Annotated in this window: 12 protein-coding genes; 2 read left to right on the top strand and 10 right to left on the bottom strand. The window is 55.3% G+C overall.

Features of this window, described 5'->3' with window-relative positions:
• Positions 1 to 8: 8 nt before the first annotated feature.
• From MC50_RS12785 to acnB, 5 genes are all read right to left on the bottom strand, one after another.
• On the bottom strand, positions 9 to 992 hold the full coding sequence (locus tag MC50_RS12785) for a D-threonate 4-phosphate dehydrogenase (protein WP_102047539.1): 984 nt from the start codon (positions 990 to 992) through the stop codon (positions 9 to 11).
• Positions 982 to 2253: a D-threonate kinase gene (gene dtnK / locus MC50_RS12780; RefSeq protein ID WP_047664049.1), complete on the bottom strand. Its 1272-nt coding sequence runs from the start codon at positions 2251 to 2253 to the stop codon at positions 982 to 984. Before dtnK ends, MC50_RS12785 begins: the two co-directional genes overlap by 11 nt.
• Entirely contained in the window at positions 2250 to 3203 is a 954-nt protein-coding gene (locus tag MC50_RS12775) for a 2-keto-3-deoxygluconate permease 1 (protein ID WP_032689458.1), read from the bottom strand. Before MC50_RS12775 ends, dtnK begins: the two co-directional genes overlap by 4 nt.
• 174 nt (positions 3204 to 3377) lie before the next feature.
• Positions 3378 to 3740 (bottom strand): protein YacL, encoded by a 363-nt coding sequence (yacL, locus tag MC50_RS12770; RefSeq protein WP_004857933.1) that lies wholly within the window; start codon positions 3738 to 3740, stop codon positions 3378 to 3380.
• A gap of 302 nt (positions 3741 to 4042) precedes the next feature.
• A complete protein-coding gene (gene acnB / locus MC50_RS12765) occupies positions 4043 to 6640 on the bottom strand; it encodes a bifunctional aconitate hydratase 2/2-methylisocitrate dehydratase (RefSeq protein WP_049267581.1) in 2598 nt (865 codons plus the stop codon).
• Positions 6641 to 6996: 356 nt separating this feature from the next.
• On the opposite strand from acnB, the gene MC50_RS12760 reads away from it, so the two are divergent.
• Both MC50_RS12760 and MC50_RS12755 read left to right on the top strand, forming a co-directional pair.
• Positions 6997 to 8634: a DUF3300 domain-containing protein gene (locus tag MC50_RS12760; RefSeq protein WP_047664046.1), complete on the top strand. Its 1638-nt coding sequence runs from the start codon at positions 6997 to 6999 to the stop codon at positions 8632 to 8634.
• A 9-nt stretch (positions 8635 to 8643) separates the two neighbouring features.
• A complete protein-coding gene (locus tag MC50_RS12755; RefSeq protein WP_032697266.1) occupies positions 8644 to 9438 on the top strand; it encodes a DUF2950 family protein in 795 nt (264 codons plus the stop codon).
• A 55-nt stretch (positions 9439 to 9493) separates the two neighbouring features.
• Here MC50_RS12755 and MC50_RS12750 read toward each other — a convergent pair whose 3' ends face one another.
• From MC50_RS12750 to pdhR, 5 genes are all read right to left on the bottom strand, one after another.
• A complete protein-coding gene (locus MC50_RS12750) occupies positions 9494 to 9778 on the bottom strand; it encodes a hypothetical protein (RefSeq protein WP_032689462.1) in 285 nt (94 codons plus the stop codon).
• A gap of 162 nt (positions 9779 to 9940) precedes the next feature.
• Entirely contained in the window at positions 9941 to 11365 is a 1425-nt protein-coding gene (gene lpdA, locus MC50_RS12745) for a dihydrolipoyl dehydrogenase (protein ID WP_004857924.1), read from the bottom strand.
• A 332-nt stretch (positions 11366 to 11697) separates the two neighbouring features.
• Entirely contained in the window at positions 11698 to 13578 is a 1881-nt protein-coding gene (gene aceF / locus MC50_RS12735; protein ID WP_047664044.1) for a pyruvate dehydrogenase complex dihydrolipoyllysine-residue acetyltransferase, read from the bottom strand.
• A gap of 14 nt (positions 13579 to 13592) precedes the next feature.
• Positions 13593 to 16256 carry a pyruvate dehydrogenase (acetyl-transferring), homodimeric type gene (gene aceE, locus MC50_RS12730; protein WP_047664042.1) on the bottom strand — a complete coding sequence of 888 codons (2664 nt, stop codon included), beginning with the start codon at positions 16254 to 16256 and terminating at the stop codon, positions 13593 to 13595.
• Positions 16257 to 16497: 241 nt separating this feature from the next.
• Positions 16498 to 17277, bottom strand: coding sequence for a pyruvate dehydrogenase complex transcriptional repressor PdhR (gene pdhR, locus MC50_RS12725; protein WP_004857919.1), 780 nt, complete (start codon positions 17275 to 17277; stop codon positions 16498 to 16500).
• Positions 17278 to 17777 lie beyond the last annotated feature (500 nt).

Below are 17777 nucleotides of genomic sequence, written 5' to 3'. Positions count from 1 at the left end.
ACAGGGAATTACGCCAGTTGCATTGCCAGTTTTATCGATATAGCCATGCTCTCAGATTTTGCTTTTCCCGTCCAGGCGATATCAAAAGCGGTCCCGTGATCGGCTGACGTCCGGATAAACGGCAGCCCGGCAGTAATATTAACGCCATCATAGAAACCTAATAATTTCAATGGAATATGTCCCTGATCGTGGTACATGGCGACCACCATATCGTATTGCCCTTCATAGGCCTGAAGAAAAATCGTATCCGGAGGGCAAGGGCCGTAAACCGCTATCCCTTTGGCCTTTGCGCTGGCAATGGCCGGCACCAGAAACCGGCTTTCTTCATCACCAAACAGGCCATTCTCACCCGCATGAGGATTGACTCCGGCGACGGCAATGCGCGGTTTCGCATAGCCGACGCGCTTGAGAAAAGTATCTGCAATCGCGATAACGGTTTCGACGCGGGACGTATTCAGGGTGTCCAGGAATGTGCGTAGGGCGATATGCGTCGACACATGGATAACTTTCAGCTTCTCCGTGAACAGCACCATGGCATAATCGCGGCTTTCGGTCAGCGTCGCCAGCAGTTCGGTATGCCCGGGATAGTTATGTCCGGCGAGATGCAATGCTTCTTTGTTCAGAGGCGCCGTGGCGATCGCCTGAACGTCACCTTTCAACGCCAGCGCCGTCGCCCGCTTGACACAACGATAGGCCAGATCGCCCGCCTGGGCCTGAACTTTTCCCGGCACCAGCGCCTGTGGATCCGCCAGCGGCTCATCAATCACATGGATTACTCCGGGCGTAAAGCGCGCAGCGGCCACCTCGTTGATAGCGCGAAACTCGACATCCGCTGCCAGACCTTTTTCCTGCAACCGCTTCAGGGTTTGCAGACAACCGACCACCACCACAGGCGTACCGTTCAGTGAATCTTCCGCGAGGGCTTTAACAATAATTTCTGGCCCAATCCCCGCGGGATCGCCCATCGTGATAGCAATAGTCTTAATGCCCACTATACATCTCCTCAATATAATAAAGCGCATCGCACAGCGTGCTGTCCGATCCAAATCCCCCGGCCTTAGTGATCACCGGCAAATCATCCAGTTCGCTGTTGATAAATGTCCCGCAAGGAATGCAGGGCGCAACCTCACTCTGAATCCGATATCCCTCCGCGCCCAACGCGTTGGCCACCGCAGTGGCGATGTCGCCCCCAGTCAGAAACAGGCCGCCGACTCGCGCCTGCCCGAGGATCTGCAATGTGATCGCCCCGATCCGTTGGCTTAGCATCTCCCCCAGTTGCTGGCGACTTATCGCGGCGGAACCACACAAACTCTCGATCAGATGTCGATCTTCCGCGCTGCGACTGGTACGCAAGATCGTATGATGCTGGCGACCGAGCTGGGCGCAGGCTTGCTCTGCCACCGAGGCTATCTCCAGGGCATATGAGGAAGAGATCAGGCGGGAGGCGTCGATATCCACCACCTCTGCTCTCCCTTCGTAAAGCGCACGATCCACCTGTCGGCGCGTGGCCTCACTCATTGAGCCTGCCACCACCAGCACAGGCAGAGTCTGCTGCTCTTGCATAAAGAAGCTGACAGGCAAGGCATTTGCAAGGCCCGCCGCTCCGACCATCAGCGGAAGCCGTTCTTGTTCCCCGAGAGCCTGAGCGATCAGCATCAGATCGCGATCCTCAACGGCATCAACGACCACCATGCACTCGCCTTCGGCGTCCAGGGCGCTCAAAACGGCGCTGAGTCCTCCGTGTCGGACCTCATCCAGATGAACTTCGTAAACAGGAATACCGCTTTGCAGCGCGATCAGTTCAGCAATTCGGGACGACGTAACTGGCGTTTTCGGATCGCTGGCAAATTCGGTCTCCAGAAGCGGAACACCGTTGACCAGACACAGGCCGTTCTGCGTAGTGCGGCCGGCGGAAGGAATAGCCGCGGCAATCACCGCCATGCGACTACCGCTGGCTTGCATCGCCGCCACAACTTCAGCCCCGACGTTACCACGAAAGGTAGAATCAATTTTTTTGTACACCAGCGGCGGGGCTATCGTTTCACACCACGGCGCGAGTGCGCGACGCACGGCCTTTGCGGCCAGCTCTGCGGAAACAGCCCGGCTCTCGGTATTGATGATAAGCACATCGGCGCGACGTGAAGGCTTCTGCGAGGTACTGAGCATCACTTCCGTTCGTGCGCCTTTTTTCGCCAGCTGTACCCCGGTATCATTCGATCCCGTAAAATCATCGGCAATCACGATCATTTTCATGTGTTCTTTTCCTCCGGAAGCTGACGCACCTGCCTTTTTGCCACCCAGGAAGTCAGTATCGGCGTCAGGATTGCGGTCGTGATAACCGAGGCCGCTATGAGCGGGGCCGCCGCGGCAGCGACGGATGCCAGCGAAGGATCGGCCTGGGCAATCGCCAGCGGTGTAGCCACCGCGTTACCGGCCGTGCTGGATGCTGCAGCGCCAGCGATACCACTTCCTCCGACCAGCCGATCGGCGCGAATATTAAAAAATCCGCCAATAAAGGTGGTCAGAATGCCGAGGAGAATGCCCGCCAGCCCGCCCTGGAGCAACATTTCCAGATTGATACCAGCCCCCAGAGCAAAAGCAAAAAATGGAATGAGCAGCGGTCCGCCTTTCGTCAGGAAGTCGCGCATGTGCACGTCAAGGTTGCCAAGGATCATGCCAACAATCAGAGGAATCAGTACCGCAACGAGTGCCATGATCGGAATGTTGGCCATACCTGCCGCCCCCAGCGCGATCATGGTGAAGAAAGGACCATCGTTCAGTGACAAAATAGAGATAGCGCCGACATCACGTTCATTGCCAAACTCCCCAACCAGCGCCGCATAAAGCCCGCCGTTGGAATTGCTCATGGCGGCAATAATCGCCAGGCCGCTCAAACCGAAGATCCCCTCGGCGCCGAAAAGATGTTCAACCCCCAGCCCTAGCGCGATGGCGATAAGGAGTTTGGTCAGCGTGATAGTCCCCCCCTGTAACAACGCCTGAGGAGCGGCTTTGATGCTAATCCCCGCCCCCATACACAGCAAAAATGCGCCAATCAGCGGTGCTGCACCGTTCTTAAAGAGCGCGGTTGTAAACCCGCCGACCTCCAGCGCATGAGGTGCAAACGTATTTATGACCGCACCGATGACCAGTGGCACAACCATCATGCCTCCGGGTACTCGCTCTATTGCTTTTTTGATGTTCATGTCGTGCCGCCTGTCATTAATATGATTAAATGAAATCACATTGATTATATTTAATCAACAACAAACGATAAACACGCGCGATCACAGTTTTAAAATGATTAAATAAAATCAATTAATCATTCAGGGCAAAAAAAAGCCGGGAGTTCGGCTCCCGGCGTGAATGCATGAAGGGGGTTACGCTTTGCTGACAAACTCGCGGTACGCGGCCACTACCTGTAAAAAATCCTCAACGCCGCACAGAGAGAGGCTTTCTTCGTCGTAGTAGCTCATCCCCTCCTCGATTTCATCACCTGAAATCTCCAGCTGGTTGGCGCGAATCATCACCTCTTCGCCATCCAGCCATAGCGTGTATTCATGTCCGGCACGCTGCCAGGAACGCTCGCTGCCTTTTACGGTGCGCGCGGCCTGTTCCACTTCATCCAGCAGGGCGAGGTTATCTTTCACCTCTTCGTTAAACCAGTGCCCCACCACCTCGTGGCCCATCGACATTCGCACCTTTACCACTCCGGTAATATCGCGCAGAAACTCGTAATCCATAGTGTCTTCCTCTGCAAGGGCAATGCGTCACCGCTACATTGTACCCATAGGGTAATTATCGCAGCCCCCGGGCAGAAAAAAAGTGGACCAGATAGAGCAACAGTAAATAAAAGCGCCTCAGTTGGTTAACCGGTCGTCTTGCCGCCAACTGGCGGGCATTATTCCACCATTCTTTGCCAGCTGCCGGTCTGTCGGCGTCAAATCCCTTGCGCCTTTACCAGATGCCGATGGTTATCGGAGTACGTTTAGCGCAGCAATAAAAAAAGCCACTCCGAAGAGTGGCTTTGAGCAGCAAGATTCGCTTATACCGCGGTCTGGAAAATCACACCGTCAGCTTTATCAGTGTACTGTTCCAGCTGGTTGAAGTTCAGGTAGCGATAGGTATCCGCCGCAGTCTTATCCACCTGAGCGACGAAGGTCTGGTACTCTTCCGGCGTCGGCAGTTTGCCGAGCAGGGAAGCGACCGCAGCCAGCTCCGCAGAGGCCAGATAGACGTTAGCGCCGGTGCCTAAACGGTTCGGGAAGTTACGGGTTGAAGTGGACACCACCGTCGCACCGTCCGCCACGCGCGCCTGGTTACCCATACACAGGGAACAGCCAGGGATTTCAATGCGCGCGCCGCTCTTACCAAACACGCTGTAGTAGCCTTCTTCAGTCAGCTGCGCCGCATCCATACGAGTTGGCGGAGCCACCCACAGACGAGTCGGCAGCTGGCCTTTGTGGCTGTCCAGCAGTTTACCCGCCGCACGGAAGTGACCAATGTTGGTCATGCAGGAACCGATGAAGACTTCGTCAATCTTCTCACCCTGCACATCGGACAGCAGACGCGCATCGTCCGGATCGTTCGGAGCACACAGGATAGGCTCTTTGATATCCGCCAGATCGATATCGATCACCGCGGCATACTCGGCATCGGCATCGGCTTCCAGCAGCTGCGGATCCGCCAGCCATTTTTCCATCCCCTGGATGCGACGCTCCAGCGTACGACGATCGCCGTAGCCTTCTGCGATCATCCACTTCAGCAGGACGATGTTGGAGTTCAGATACTCGACGATCGGTTCCTGATTCAGCTTAATGGTACAGCCGGCAGCAGAACGCTCTGCGGACGCATCGGTCAGCTCAAACGCCTGCTCAACTTTCAGATCCGGCAGACCTTCAATTTCCAGAATGCGTCCAGAGAAGATGTTTTTCTTCCCTTTCTTCTCAACGGTCAGCAGCCCCTGCTTAATCGCGTACAGCGGGATCGCATGGACCAGATCGCGCAGGGTGATCCCCGGCTGCATCTTGCCTTTGAAGCGAACCAGCACCGATTCCGGCATATCCAGCGGCATGACGCCGGTCGCGGCGGCAAAGGCCACCAGACCAGAACCTGCCGGGAAGGAGATACCAATCGGGAAGCGGGTATGAGAGTCACCACCGGTACCGACGGTATCCGGCAGCAGCATACGGTTCAGCCAGGAGTGGATAACGCCATCGCCCGGACGCAGAGAGACACCGCCACGGTTCATAATGAAGTCTGGCAGCGTATGGTGCGTGGTGACGTCAACCGGCTTCGGATAGGCCGCGGTGTGGCAGAAGGACTGCATCACCAGATCGGCGGAGAAACCAAGGCACGCCAGGTCTTTCAGTTCATCACGCGTCATCGGACCGGTGGTATCCTGGGAACCGACGGAGGTCATCTTCGGTTCACAGTAAGCGCCCGGACGAACACCGGCAACGCCGCAGGCGCGGCCAACCATTTTCTGCGCCAGCGAGTAGCCGCGGCTGCTTTCCGCCACGTCTTTTGCCTGACGGAATACGTCGCTGTGCGGCAGACCCAGCGCTTCACGCGCTTTCGTGGTCAGGCCGCGACCGATGATCAGCGGAATACGGCCGCCGGCGCGGACTTCATCAACCAGCACATCGGTTTTCAGCTCGAAGCTTGCCAGCAGTTCGTTGGTTTCGTGGTTACGCACTTCGCCTTTGAACGGGTAAACGTCAATCACGTCGCCCATATTCAGGTTGTTGACGTCCACTTCAATTGGCAGCGCGCCGGCATCTTCCATGGTATTGAAGAAGATAGGTGCAATTTTGCCGCCCAGGCAGAGACCGCCGCCGCGCTTGTTCGGCACGTTCGGGATATCGTCACCCATAAACCACAGCACCGAGTTGGTGGCGGATTTACGCGAAGAGCCTGTACCAACTACGTCACCGACGTAGGCCAGCGGGAAACCTTTTTGCTGAAGCGCTTCAATTTGCTTAATCGGGCCAACGGAACCCGGCTGATCCGGCTCGATACCTTCGCGGGCGTTTTTCAGCATCGCCAGCGCGTGCAGCGGGATATCCGGACGGGACCAGGCATCGGGGGCCGGAGACAGGTCATCGGTGTTGGTTTCGCCGGTAACCTTGAATACGGTGACGGTGATTTTCTCAGCCAGCTGCGGACGATTCAGGAACCACTCGGCGTCAGCCCAGGATTTCATGACCTGTTTAGCGTACTCGTTACCCGCTTTGGCTTTCTCTTCTACGTCGTAGAAGTTATCGAACATCAGCAGGGTATGGGACAGCGCTTTGGCGGCGATCGGCGCCAGTTTAGCATCGTCCAGAGCATCAATCAGCGGGTGAATGTTGTAACCGCCCTGCATGGTGCCCAGCAGTTCAACGGCTTTTTCAGGGGTAACCAGTGGGGAGGTCGCTTCGCCTTTGGCGATAGCGGCAAGGAATCCGGCTTTAACATAGGCGGCTTCGTCGACGCCCGGCGGTACACGGTTGATTAACAGGTCTAACAGGAATTCTTCTTCACCCGCAGGCGGGCTCTTCAGCAGTTCTACCAGCGCGGCCATTTGGGTTGCATCTAAGGGTTTGGCAACAATCCCAACGGCTGCACGCTCAGCTACGTGCTTACGGTATTCTTCTAGCACGACGGTTCTCCTCGCTCTCATTGTAAAATGCGGTAGGCGATTCTCTTCACGCTCCTGTGAGACAGCAGTTTGTAGGGTAAATGCCCGATACCGCGTCGGCAGCATAGCAGGATTTTGGCGAGGTGTTAATCTGTTTACAAAAAAGCAACATTAAAATTTAGCTGAATCGTTAAGGGCAGGATTTTACAGGCTTTACGTACATTTCCCGGGATATAAATTTAATTCTGTTACACATAACTGAGCAAAATCCCAACAATCATCAAAAATCAAAAATAGACCGGCTTATACTCCGTCGCGAGCGCTATTTTCGGCGATACTCAGTGGAAACGGGCCAAACTATAGCGCCGGGAGCTAACATGATACGACCTTTGAAACCCCACGTGATTGCCCTGGTGTGCAGTGCCGGGCTATTAGCCGCCTCCGGGGCCCTGTACGTGACAAGCCGCGCCGCAGAAACGCCGCCCGCGCCCGCTCCTGCCACCCAACCCACCGCCGCTGCCGTTGAGTCCGCCGCTCCGACGGCGCAACCGGTCGCGGCCACCTACACGGCGGCGCAAATCGATCGGTGGGTCGCCCCCGTCGCCCTTTATCCGGATAACCTGCTGTCGCAGGTGTTAATGGCGTCAACCTACCCGAGCAACGTCCTGCAGGCCGTCCAGTGGTCGCAGGATAACCCAACGATGCAGGGTGACGCCGCCGTGCAGGCCGTGGCGAACCAGCCGTGGGACCCCAGCGTGAAATCGCTGGTCGCCTTCCCGGCGCTGCTGTCGCTGATGGGTGAAAATCCGCAGTGGGTGCAGGACCTGGGTAACGCGTTTCTCGCACAGCCGCAGGACGTGATGAATTCGGTGCAGAAACTGCGTGCCATCGCCCAGCAAACCGGGACGCTAAAATCGTCGCCGCAGCAGAAGGTGACCACAACCAAAGCGACGCCGCCACCGGCGACTTCCACCGCCACGTCAACGACGAAAACCACCACGGTGGTCGAGCCTGCGCCCACCACAGAAATCATCAAGATTGAATCTACCGATCCGAAGGTGGTGTATGTGCCAACCTACAACCCCAATACGGTTTATGGCACCTGGCCGAACACCGCGTACCCGCCGGTCTATTTGCCGCCAACGCCGGGTGAACAGTTTACCAACAGCTTCGTCAACGGCCTCGGTTTCAGCCTCGGGGTAGCCACCACTTATGCGCTGTTCAGCAGCATCGACTGGGATGATGACTATCATCACGACGATGACTGGGATCACGGCGGCTACCATGGCGGCGGGAACAACAATATCAATATCGACGTCGATAACTACAACCATTTCAACAAGCAGCGTTGTGACGGCAACAACGCTAGCTGGCAGCACAACCCGGCGTTCCGCAACAATGTGCCGTACCCGAACAATAACGTGGCGCAGCGTTTCCACCAGACCAACGTTCCCGGCGGCCTGAGCGCCACGCAGCACACTCCGGCGAACCTGACCAGTCAGCGTCAGGCGGCGCTCGACCAGTTCCAGCACAGCACTCACAACGGCGCGGCAAAAGGTCTGACCGCGGGCGGAGTAACGGCGGCGGCAGGCAACAGGGATACCCAACGCCAGGCGGCCTCACAGCAGCTCAACAAAATCACCCAGCGCAGCAACTACCGGGGCTATGACACCCCGGAAAACCGCGCGGCGGCGAAGCAAAAGCAACAAAATCCGGCGCCCCAACAGCAGCGACGGGACAAAGCAAACTCGCACCTCCAGAACCCGACGACGCAGCAGCAACAGCATCGCGACGCGGCGAAGTCGCAGGTTCAACAGCGCCCGCCGCAGCAGCGCCAGCAGAGAGTGCAGAATGTTCGTTCGAATGCGTTCAGCGGCAACGACAGCCGCTCGCCATCATGGGAGGCCCAGCGCCAGCGGGGCGCGCAGAGCCGGAGTACAGCGCACCTCAACACTAACCAGCGTGCGGCGGCGCAACAGCGCACGGGCCAACATCGCGAACTGCGTCATCGCTAAGGAGCGGTCATGAAAAAAGTCCTGATTTCTGGCTGGCTGGCGCTTTTTGCCCTGCCCGTTTTTGCCCAACAGTATTTTGCCACCCCGGAGAAGGCCGCCACCGCGCTGGCGGAGGCCATTTCGACGCAAAATGAGCCCGCGCTCAACGACCTGCTGGGGGAGGACTGGCGTCAGTACCTGCCGCAGCGGGAGGCAGATCCGCAAGCCGTCGCCCGTTTTCTTCGCGACTGGAAAGTCGGCCATAAGATTGTCGAACAGGGGGATATGGCACACCTCAACGTAGGCCGTGAAGAGTGGCAGCTGCCGCTGCCGATGCTGAAAAGCGCCGAGGGTTGGCACTTCGATATGGCGCAGGCGGCAGATGAGATCCAGACGCGAGAAATCGGCCGTAACGAGCTGTCGGCAATCCAGGCGATGCACGCCTACGTTGATGCGCAAAATGAGTATTATCAGCACTTCCAGCGTTACGCCAAAAAGCTGTTCAGTAGCACGGGGAAAAAAGACGGTCTGTACTGGCCAACTCAGCCCGGTGAAGAGCCGAGCCCGTTGGGGCCAGCCTTTAGCCCCGTCGAACCGGGCGAAGGCTATCACGGCTACCGTTTCCGCATTATCCATGACGGTGACAAGCAGACGGTCGCCCTGCTGGCGTGGCCCGTTGCATGGGGTGAAACCGGCGTGATGAGCTTTATGATCGACCAGAACGATCGCGTTTATCAGGCAAATTTAGGTAAGGATACGGAGACGTTAGTTCAGGCGATTACCCGCTTTACGCCAGATGAAAAATGGCAGGCTATCGAGCAATAACCCCCTGCCCGGCGCATCCGTATGCCGCCGGGCAGGTTTCCTCATCTGACGATGTTTAGCCCTGATGCGGCATCAGCTGTGGATAGCCGCTGAAGGCTGGCTTGCTGCTGCTTAAGGCCGCCTCATCATTGTGAATACTGCCTGAGTTCGCCGCCCACACGCCTTCCGTAGTTTTGCTGATCGCCTGATGCTGCGCATTCAGGTTCTGACCCATGGCGGCGATATGGGTGTTTTCCGTGCCACCGCTATTGTCGGCCCAGGGAATGGAAGGATCTGCGGCGCAAGCCACCGCAGAAGCCAGGGTGGCAGCAAACAGGGCAGTTGTTAAAACGAGTTTCATAACACACCTCACAGATAGTTAACTGCCTATAAGTTTATGACGTAATTATTTTCAATGTATCTATAAGATGTGCCGATTTATTAACGCAGACACAGTTCTAAACATCGGGCATAAAAAAAGCGGCTCTCAGAGCCGCTTTTACATTTTGCCGGAAAGAAAAACTTACTTTTTCTTCGCTTTCGCGTTCGGCAGGTCGGTAATGCTACCTTCGAACACTTCTGCCGCCAGGCCAACGGACTCGTGCAGAGTCGGGTGCGCGTGGATGGTCAGAGCGATGTCTTCTGCATCACAACCCATTTCGATAGCCAGGCCGATTTCACCCAGCAGCTCGCCGCCGTTGGTGCCGACAATCGCGCCGCCGATAACACGGTGGGTCTCTTTGTCGAAGATCAGTTTGGTCATACCGTCTGCGCAATCTGAAGCGATCGCACGACCAGAAGCTGCCCACGGGAAGGTGGCAGTTTCATAGCTGATGCCTTTCTCTTTCGCTTCTTTCTCGGTCAGGCCAACCCAGGCAACTTCTGGCTCGGTGTAGGCGATTGACGGGATCACTTTCGGGTCGAAGTAGTGCTTCAGACCGGAGATAACTTCGGCGGCAACGTGACCTTCGTGAACACCTTTGTGCGCCAGCATCGGCTGACCGACGATATCGCCGATAGCGAAGATGTGCGGCACGTTGGTACGCAGCTGCTTGTCAACACGGATAAAGCCGCGTTCGTCAACTTCAACGCCCGCTTTGCCTGCGTCGAGGTTTTTACCGTTCGGTACGCGACCGATAGCAACCAGCACCGCGTCATAACGCTGTGCTTCAGCCGGGGCTTTTTTGCCTTCCATGGAAACATAGATACCGTCTTCTTTTGCTTCAACGGCAGTCACTTTGGTTTCCAGCATCAGGTTGAATTTCTTGCTGATGCGTTTGGTGAAGACTTTAACCACGTCTTTGTCGGCAGCCGGGATCACCTGGTCGAACATTTCAACCACGTCGATCTCTGAACCCAGCGCATGGTACACGGTGCCCATTTCCAGACCGATGATACCGCCACCCATAACCAGCATACGCTTCGGTACGGATTTCAGCTCCAGCGCATCGGTGGAGTCCCATACGCGCGGATCTTCGTGCGGAATGAACGGCAGCTGAATCGGACGGGAACCTGCAGCGATGATCGCATTGTCGAAGTTAATCACGGTTTTACCGTTTTCACCTTCCACTTCCAGGGTGTTAGCGCCGGTGAATTTACCCAGACCGTTAACCACCTTCACTTTACGACCTTTGGCCATGCCAGCCAGACCACCGGTCAGCTGAGTGATGACTTTTTCTTTCCAGGTGCGGATCTTGTCAATGTCGGTTTTCGGTTCGCCAAAAACGATGCCGTGCTCGGCCAGCGCTTTCGCTTCTTCGATAACTTTAGCAACGTGCAGCAGTGCTTTAGAAGGGATACAGCCGACGTTCAGGCAAACACCGCCGAGGGTGCTGTAACGTTCTACGATGACGGTCTCCAGACCTAAATCAGCGCAACGGAAGGCAGCAGAATAGCCTGCAGGACCTGCCCCAAGTACCACGACCTGAGTTTTAATTTCAGTACTCATCATGACCTCTGTAGTTTGTATCCGGCGGGTCTGACGCTATTGTTATACACTTCATCCTTCAAGCCGCCTCTGCGTTGGCTGCGCTCGCTCACCCCGGTTACGTACTGCTTGTACGCTCCAGGGATTCACTCCCTTGCCGCCTTGACGCAACTCGAATTTTTTTGTGTAAATTACGCCCATGTCCACCGGGACGTTCTATCCGCCTGCATTTTACAAAATTGTTAACAATTTTGAAACAACAAACGGCAAACGATTTTGTCCTTTGTTGCTGATAACCCCGAAACGAAGACAAGATTACCAGAAAAAAGCCGGCCGTCAGGCCGGCTTTTCGCTTACATCACCAGGCGGCGAATATCGCTCAGCATGTTGTTGATGATGGTGATAAAGCGCGCACCATCAGCACCATCGATCACGCGGTGGTCGAAGGACAGAGAGATAGGCATCATCAGACGCGGTACAAACTCTTTACCATTCCACACCGGTTCCATCGCGGATTTAGACACCCCGAGGATCGCCACTTCCGGCGCGTTGACAATCGGCGCGAAGTGGGTTGTCCCCAGGCCACCGATGCTGGAGATGGTGAAGCAACCGCCCTGCATTTCGCCCGCAGTCAGCTTACCATCACGCGCTTTCTTAGAGATAACCGTCAGTTCACGAGACAGCTCGGTAATGCTCTTCTTGTTCACATCTTTAAAGACCGGAACAACCAGACCATTCGGCGTATCAACCGCCACCCCGATGTTGATGTATTTCTTCAGCGTCAGACGCTGTGCATCTTCGGACAGCGAGCTGTTAAAGCGTGGCATCTGCTCAAGCGCAGCGGCAACCGCTTTCATGATGAAGACAACCGGGGTGAATTTCACGTCCAGCTTGCGCTTCTCAGCTTCAGCATTCTGCTGCTTACGGAAGGCTTCCAGATCGGTGATATCAGTTTTATCGAAGTGCGTAACATGCGGGATCATTACCCAGTTACGGCTCAGGTTCGCACCAGAGATTTTCTGGATACGGCCCAGCTCAACTTCTTCCACTTCACCAAACTTGCTGAAGTCCACTTTCGGCCACGGCAGCATGCCCGGTAGACCACCACCGGCGGCAGCGGCAGGCGCAGCTTCAGCGCGTTTCACCGCGTCTTTCACGTAAGCCTGAACGTCTTCGCGCAGGATACGGCCTTTACGACCGGAGCCTTTCACTTTCGCCAGGTTGACGCCGAATTCGCGCGCCAGACGACGAATCAGCGGCGTCGCATGAACGTAAGCGTCGTTTTCAGCAAACTCAGATTTGCCTTCCGCTTTCGCCGCAGGAGCAGCGGCCGGTTTAGCCTTCTCTGCCGGAGCGGCAGCCGGTGCCGGAGCAGCAGCCGGCGCAGCGCCTTCCACTTCAAAGACCATAATCAGAGAACCGGTAGAGACTTTGTCGCCGGTGCTGATTTTGATTTCTTTTACGGTGCCTGCAAACGGTGCCGGCACTTCCATAGAAGCCTTGTCGCCTTCTACGGTGATCAGGGACTGTTCAGCGGCAACTTTGTCGCCCACTTTTACCATCACTTCGGTGACTTCGACTTCATCACCGCCGATGTCCGGTACGTGAACGTCTTTCGCGCCAGCTGCTGCTGCCGGTGCCGCGGCAGCGGCCGGAGCGGCTGCCTGTGCCGGGGCCGCAGCAGGTGCTGCGCCAGCCACTTCGAAGACCATGATCAGCGAGCCGGTAGACACTTTATCGCCGGTGTTGATTTTGATCTCTTTCACGGTACCCGCGAACGGCGCCGGAACTTCCATAGAGGCTTTATCGCCTTCTACGGTGATCAGGGACTGTTCAGCCGCAACGGTATCGCCCACTTTAACCATGATCTCGGTGACTTCAACTTCGTCGCCGCCGATATCCGGTACGTGAACGTCTTTTGCCGCCGCTGCAGCAGGTGCTGCTACCGGGGCCGCTTCTTTCTTCTCTTCTGCCTTGGCAGGTGCAGCATCAGCTGCACCGTCGGCGGAATCGAAAATCATGATCAGTTTGCCGGTCTCAGTTTTGTCGCCGACAGAGACTTTGATCTCTTTTACGACGCCAGCCTGCGGAGACGGGACTTCCATAGAAGCTTTATCGCCTTCTACAGTGATCAGCGACTGTTCGGCTTCAACTTTATCGCCTACTTTGACCAGGATCTCGGTGATTTCAACTTCATCAGCCCCGATGTCCGGTACATTGATTTCGATAGCCATTATTCTTTTACCTCTTACGCCAGACGCGGGTTAACTTTTTCTGCATCGATGTTGAATTTGATGATGGCATCTGCCACCACTTTCTTATCGATTTCGCCACGTTTAGCCAGTTCGCCCAGTGCCGCTACCACCACATAAGAAGCATCAACTTCGAAGTGGTGACGCAGGTTCTCACGGCTGTCGGAACGTCCGAAGCCATCAGTACCCAGCACGCGGTAGTCGTCAGCCGGTACATAAGTACGGACCTGCTCGGCGAACAGTTTCATATAGTCGGTTGATGCTACAGCCGGAGCGTCGTTCATCACCTGAGCGATGTACGGAACGCGCGGAGTTTCCAGCGGGTGCAGCATGTTCCAGCGCTCACAGTCCTGACCATCACGGGCCAGTTCGGTGAAGGAGGTGACGGAGTACACGTCAGAGCCCACGCCGTAGTCTTTCGCCAGGATCTGCGCTGCTTCACGAACGTGACGCAGGATAGAACCGGAGCCCAGCAGCTGAACTTTACCTTTGCTACCTTCAACGGTTTCGAGTTTATAGATACCTTTACGGATACCTTCCTCGGCACCTGCTGGCATCGCCGGCATGTGGTAGTTTTCGTTCAGCGTGGTGATGTAGTAGTAAACGTTCTCTTGTTTCTCACCGTACATACGCTCCAGACCATCGTGCATGATGACCGCAACTTCGTACGCGTAAGACGGATCGTAAGAGATACAGTTCGGAATAGTCAGAGACTGAATATGGCTGTGGCCATCTTCGTGCTGCAGACCTTCACCGTTCAGCGTGGTACGACCGGAAGTCCCGCCGACCAGGAAGCCGCGAGCCTGCTGATCGCCAGCCTGCCAGCACAGGTCGCCGATACGCTGGAAGCCGAACATGGAGTAGTAAATGTAGAACGGGATCATCGGCAGGTTGTTGGTGCTGTAAGACGTTGCCGCCGCCAGCCAGGATGCGCCTGCGCCCAGTTCGTTGATCCCTTCCTGCAGGATCTGACCTTTTTCGTCTTCTTTGTAGTAAGCAACCTGCTCACGGTCCTGCGGGGTGTACTGCTGGCCGTTCGGGCTGTAGATACCAATCTGACGGAACAGGCCTTCCATACCAAAGGTACGCGCTTCATCGGCGATGATCGGCACGAGGCGGTCTTTGATGGACTTGTTCTTCAACATCACGTTCAGGGCACGAACGAACGCGATAGTGGTAGAAATTTCTTTGTTCTGCTCTTCCAGCAGCGGAGCAAAATCGTCCAGGGTCGGCAGCTCCAGCTTCTCATCGAAGTTCGGCTGACGGCTCGGCAGATAGCCGTGCAGTTTCTGACGCTGAGCGTGCAGATAGGTATGCTCTTCGGAGCCTTCCGGGAAGGTCACGTACGGCAGTTTTTCGATATCCGCATCGGCAACCGGAACATTGAAACGATCGCGAACATAGCGAACGCCGTCCATGTTCATTTTCTTCACCTGGTGAGCGATGTTTTTACCTTCAGCGGTATCGCCCATGCCATACCCTTTAATGGTATGTGCCAGGATAACGGTCGCTTTGCCTTTGGTCTCCTGCGCTTTTTTCAGTGCAGCAAAGACTTTCTTCGGATCGTGACCACCGCGGTTCAGAGCCCAGATCTGCTCGTCAGTCCAGTCGGCAACCAGCGCAGCGGTTTCCGGATATTTACCGAAGAAGTGCTCGCGAACGTACGCGCCATCTTTGGATTTGAAGGTCTGGTAGTCACCGTCAACGGTTTCGTTCATCAGCTGAATCAGCTTACCGCTGGTGTCTTTACGCAGCAGCTCATCCCAACGACCGCCCCAGATAACCTTGATAACGTTCCAGCCGGCACCGGCGAAGATACCTTCCAGCTCGTTAATGATTTTGCCGTTACCGGTGACCGGGCCGTCCAGACGCTGCAGGTTGCAGTTGATGACGAAGACCAGGTTATCCAGTTTTTCACGGGTCGCGATGGTGATAGCGCCTTTAGATTCCGGCTCGTCCATCTCGCCGTCGCCCAGGAAGGCATAAACGGTTTGTTTAGAGGTGTCTTTCAGACCGCGGTGTTCCAGATACTTGAGGAATTTCGCCTGATAGATAGCGCCGATTGGGCCCAGACCCATGGAGACGGTCGGGAACTGCCAGAATTCCGGCATCAGTTTCGGGTGCGGATAAGAGGACAGACCGTTACCGTGAACTTCCTGACGGAAGTTGTTCATCTGCTCTTCGGTCAGACGGCCTTCGAGGAACGCACGTGCGTATACGCCCGGAGAAATGTGGCCCTGGAAGTAAACCAGGTCGCCGCCATCCTGCTCGTTGCGCGCACGGAAGAAGTGGTTAAAGCACACTTCATAGAACGTTGCGGAGGACTGGAAGGAAGCCATGTGGCCACCCAGTTCCAGATCTTTTTTCGATGCGCGCAGAACGGTCATGATGGCGTTCCAACGAATCGCAGAACGAATTCGACGTTCCAGATCCAGATTCCCCGGATATTCCGGTTCGTCTTCAACGGCAATAGTGTTGACGTAACTGCCTGTAGATGTGCCAGCAGCAACCTTCACCCCGCCTTTGCGGGCTTCAGAAAGGAGTTGGTCAATCAGATACTGAGCACGCTCAACACCTTCTTCACGGATGACCGATTCGATCGCCTGTAGCCAGTCGCGAGTTTCGATCGGATCCACGTCATTTGGTAAACGTTCTGACATGGGGGGTATTCCTTATCTATCTAATCGTTGATTAATCTGGAACCTGTCCCATTGCACTCTTTGTTCTTCATACTTCCGGCTGTATCTTTGTTGGCTGCGCTTCCTCATCCCTGTCACATAGTTCACTATGCTCCAGGGAATTCGCGCGCTTGCCGCCGCGATACATCCAAAATTATTTTGAACAACTAAAAGTGCAATAAGACAGGTTCTGCGTTTAGTTGCCGCGCTCTAAAAATGGCGCTTAAGAACCGGAGTTCTCATCTTTCCGTTGCTGTAAACGACGCAGTGAGCGTTCTCGACGACTCTCCTCACGGCTACGATCCAGCAAAATTTCTTCAATGAACGCCAGGTGTCGATGCGACGCTTCACGCGCCTGCTCCGGCTCTCCGGCGATTATCGCCTCGAAAATACGAGTGCGATGATTGCTGACCTGCGGAAGCATCTCCCGACGGGCATACAACAATTCAAAGTTCTGACGAACGTTTTGCGCGAGCATCGGCTCCATGCAGCGTAGCAGATGGAGCAGCACGACATTGTGCGCCGCTTCGGTGACGGCAATTTGATACTGGACGACGGCGTCAGATTCGGCGTCAAGGTCGCCAGACTGCTGAGCCCGTTCGATAGCCTGATGCAGCTCGCGAATACGTTCGCGGTCAGCATCATTGCTGCGTAGCGCCGCGTAATAAGCCGCGATGCCTTCCAGCGCGTGGCGGGTTTCCAGCAGATCAAATTGGGATTCAGGGTGATCGGACAGTAGCTCGACCAGCGGGTCGCTGAAGCTCTGCCACAGGCTGCTCTGTACAAAAGTTCCACCGCCCTGGCGACGAAGCAACAAGCCCTTGGCTTCGAGGCGTTGAATCGCCTCACGCAGCGAGGGGCGGGAAACGTCGAACTGTTTGGCCAGTTCGCGTTCAGGCGGGAGTTTTTCACCGGGGCGTAAGGTCCCCTCAAGGATTAAAAACTCAAGCTGCTGCTCTATCACATCAGATAGTTTTGGTTGGCGGATTTTGCTGTAGGCCATATTCCCTGTCTCTGCCATTAGCCCGTAGTCAATTGGTCTTACCAATTCGCAGTTCGTAGCGGTAAAGTAACAAAGTATTCACCTTCTGTCCATACAGGTTTTGATTGAAATCAGGAAACCACGCACATTTTAACAACCTTACAGAAATAACATTTCAGAATTGTAACTTCACACAAATGATGTGTTTACCCCATAAGAGGTAGCGTTAACGTTTATGAAACGAAAAATTAGGCTATCTGAACCGATTCAACTCAGCAAAACTCAATTAATTATTCATAAATAGTGAATATTCAGCCACCTCGGGCGAATTGCTTTCACCGGCCTGCTATTTACAAATGGTTTCTTTTTGCTCGCTTCGTCATCATCCCTTCATAAAGCAGGTGCATTCACCCGCGCTTATCACTATTCTCGGTGAGACGAAAGGCCTTTTGGTGTTTTTATGTTTCGCCTTCCGTAAAGAAATCAATACGAAAACGGAATTTCGCAATTACACCACACAA

Source organism: Klebsiella planticola (assembly GCF_000783935.2).
Classification (GTDB): Bacteria; Pseudomonadota; Gammaproteobacteria; order Enterobacterales; family Enterobacteriaceae; genus Klebsiella; species Klebsiella planticola.
Note: the sequence above shows the minus strand (reverse complement) of the source record. Positions and strands in the feature narration are given on the sequence as shown.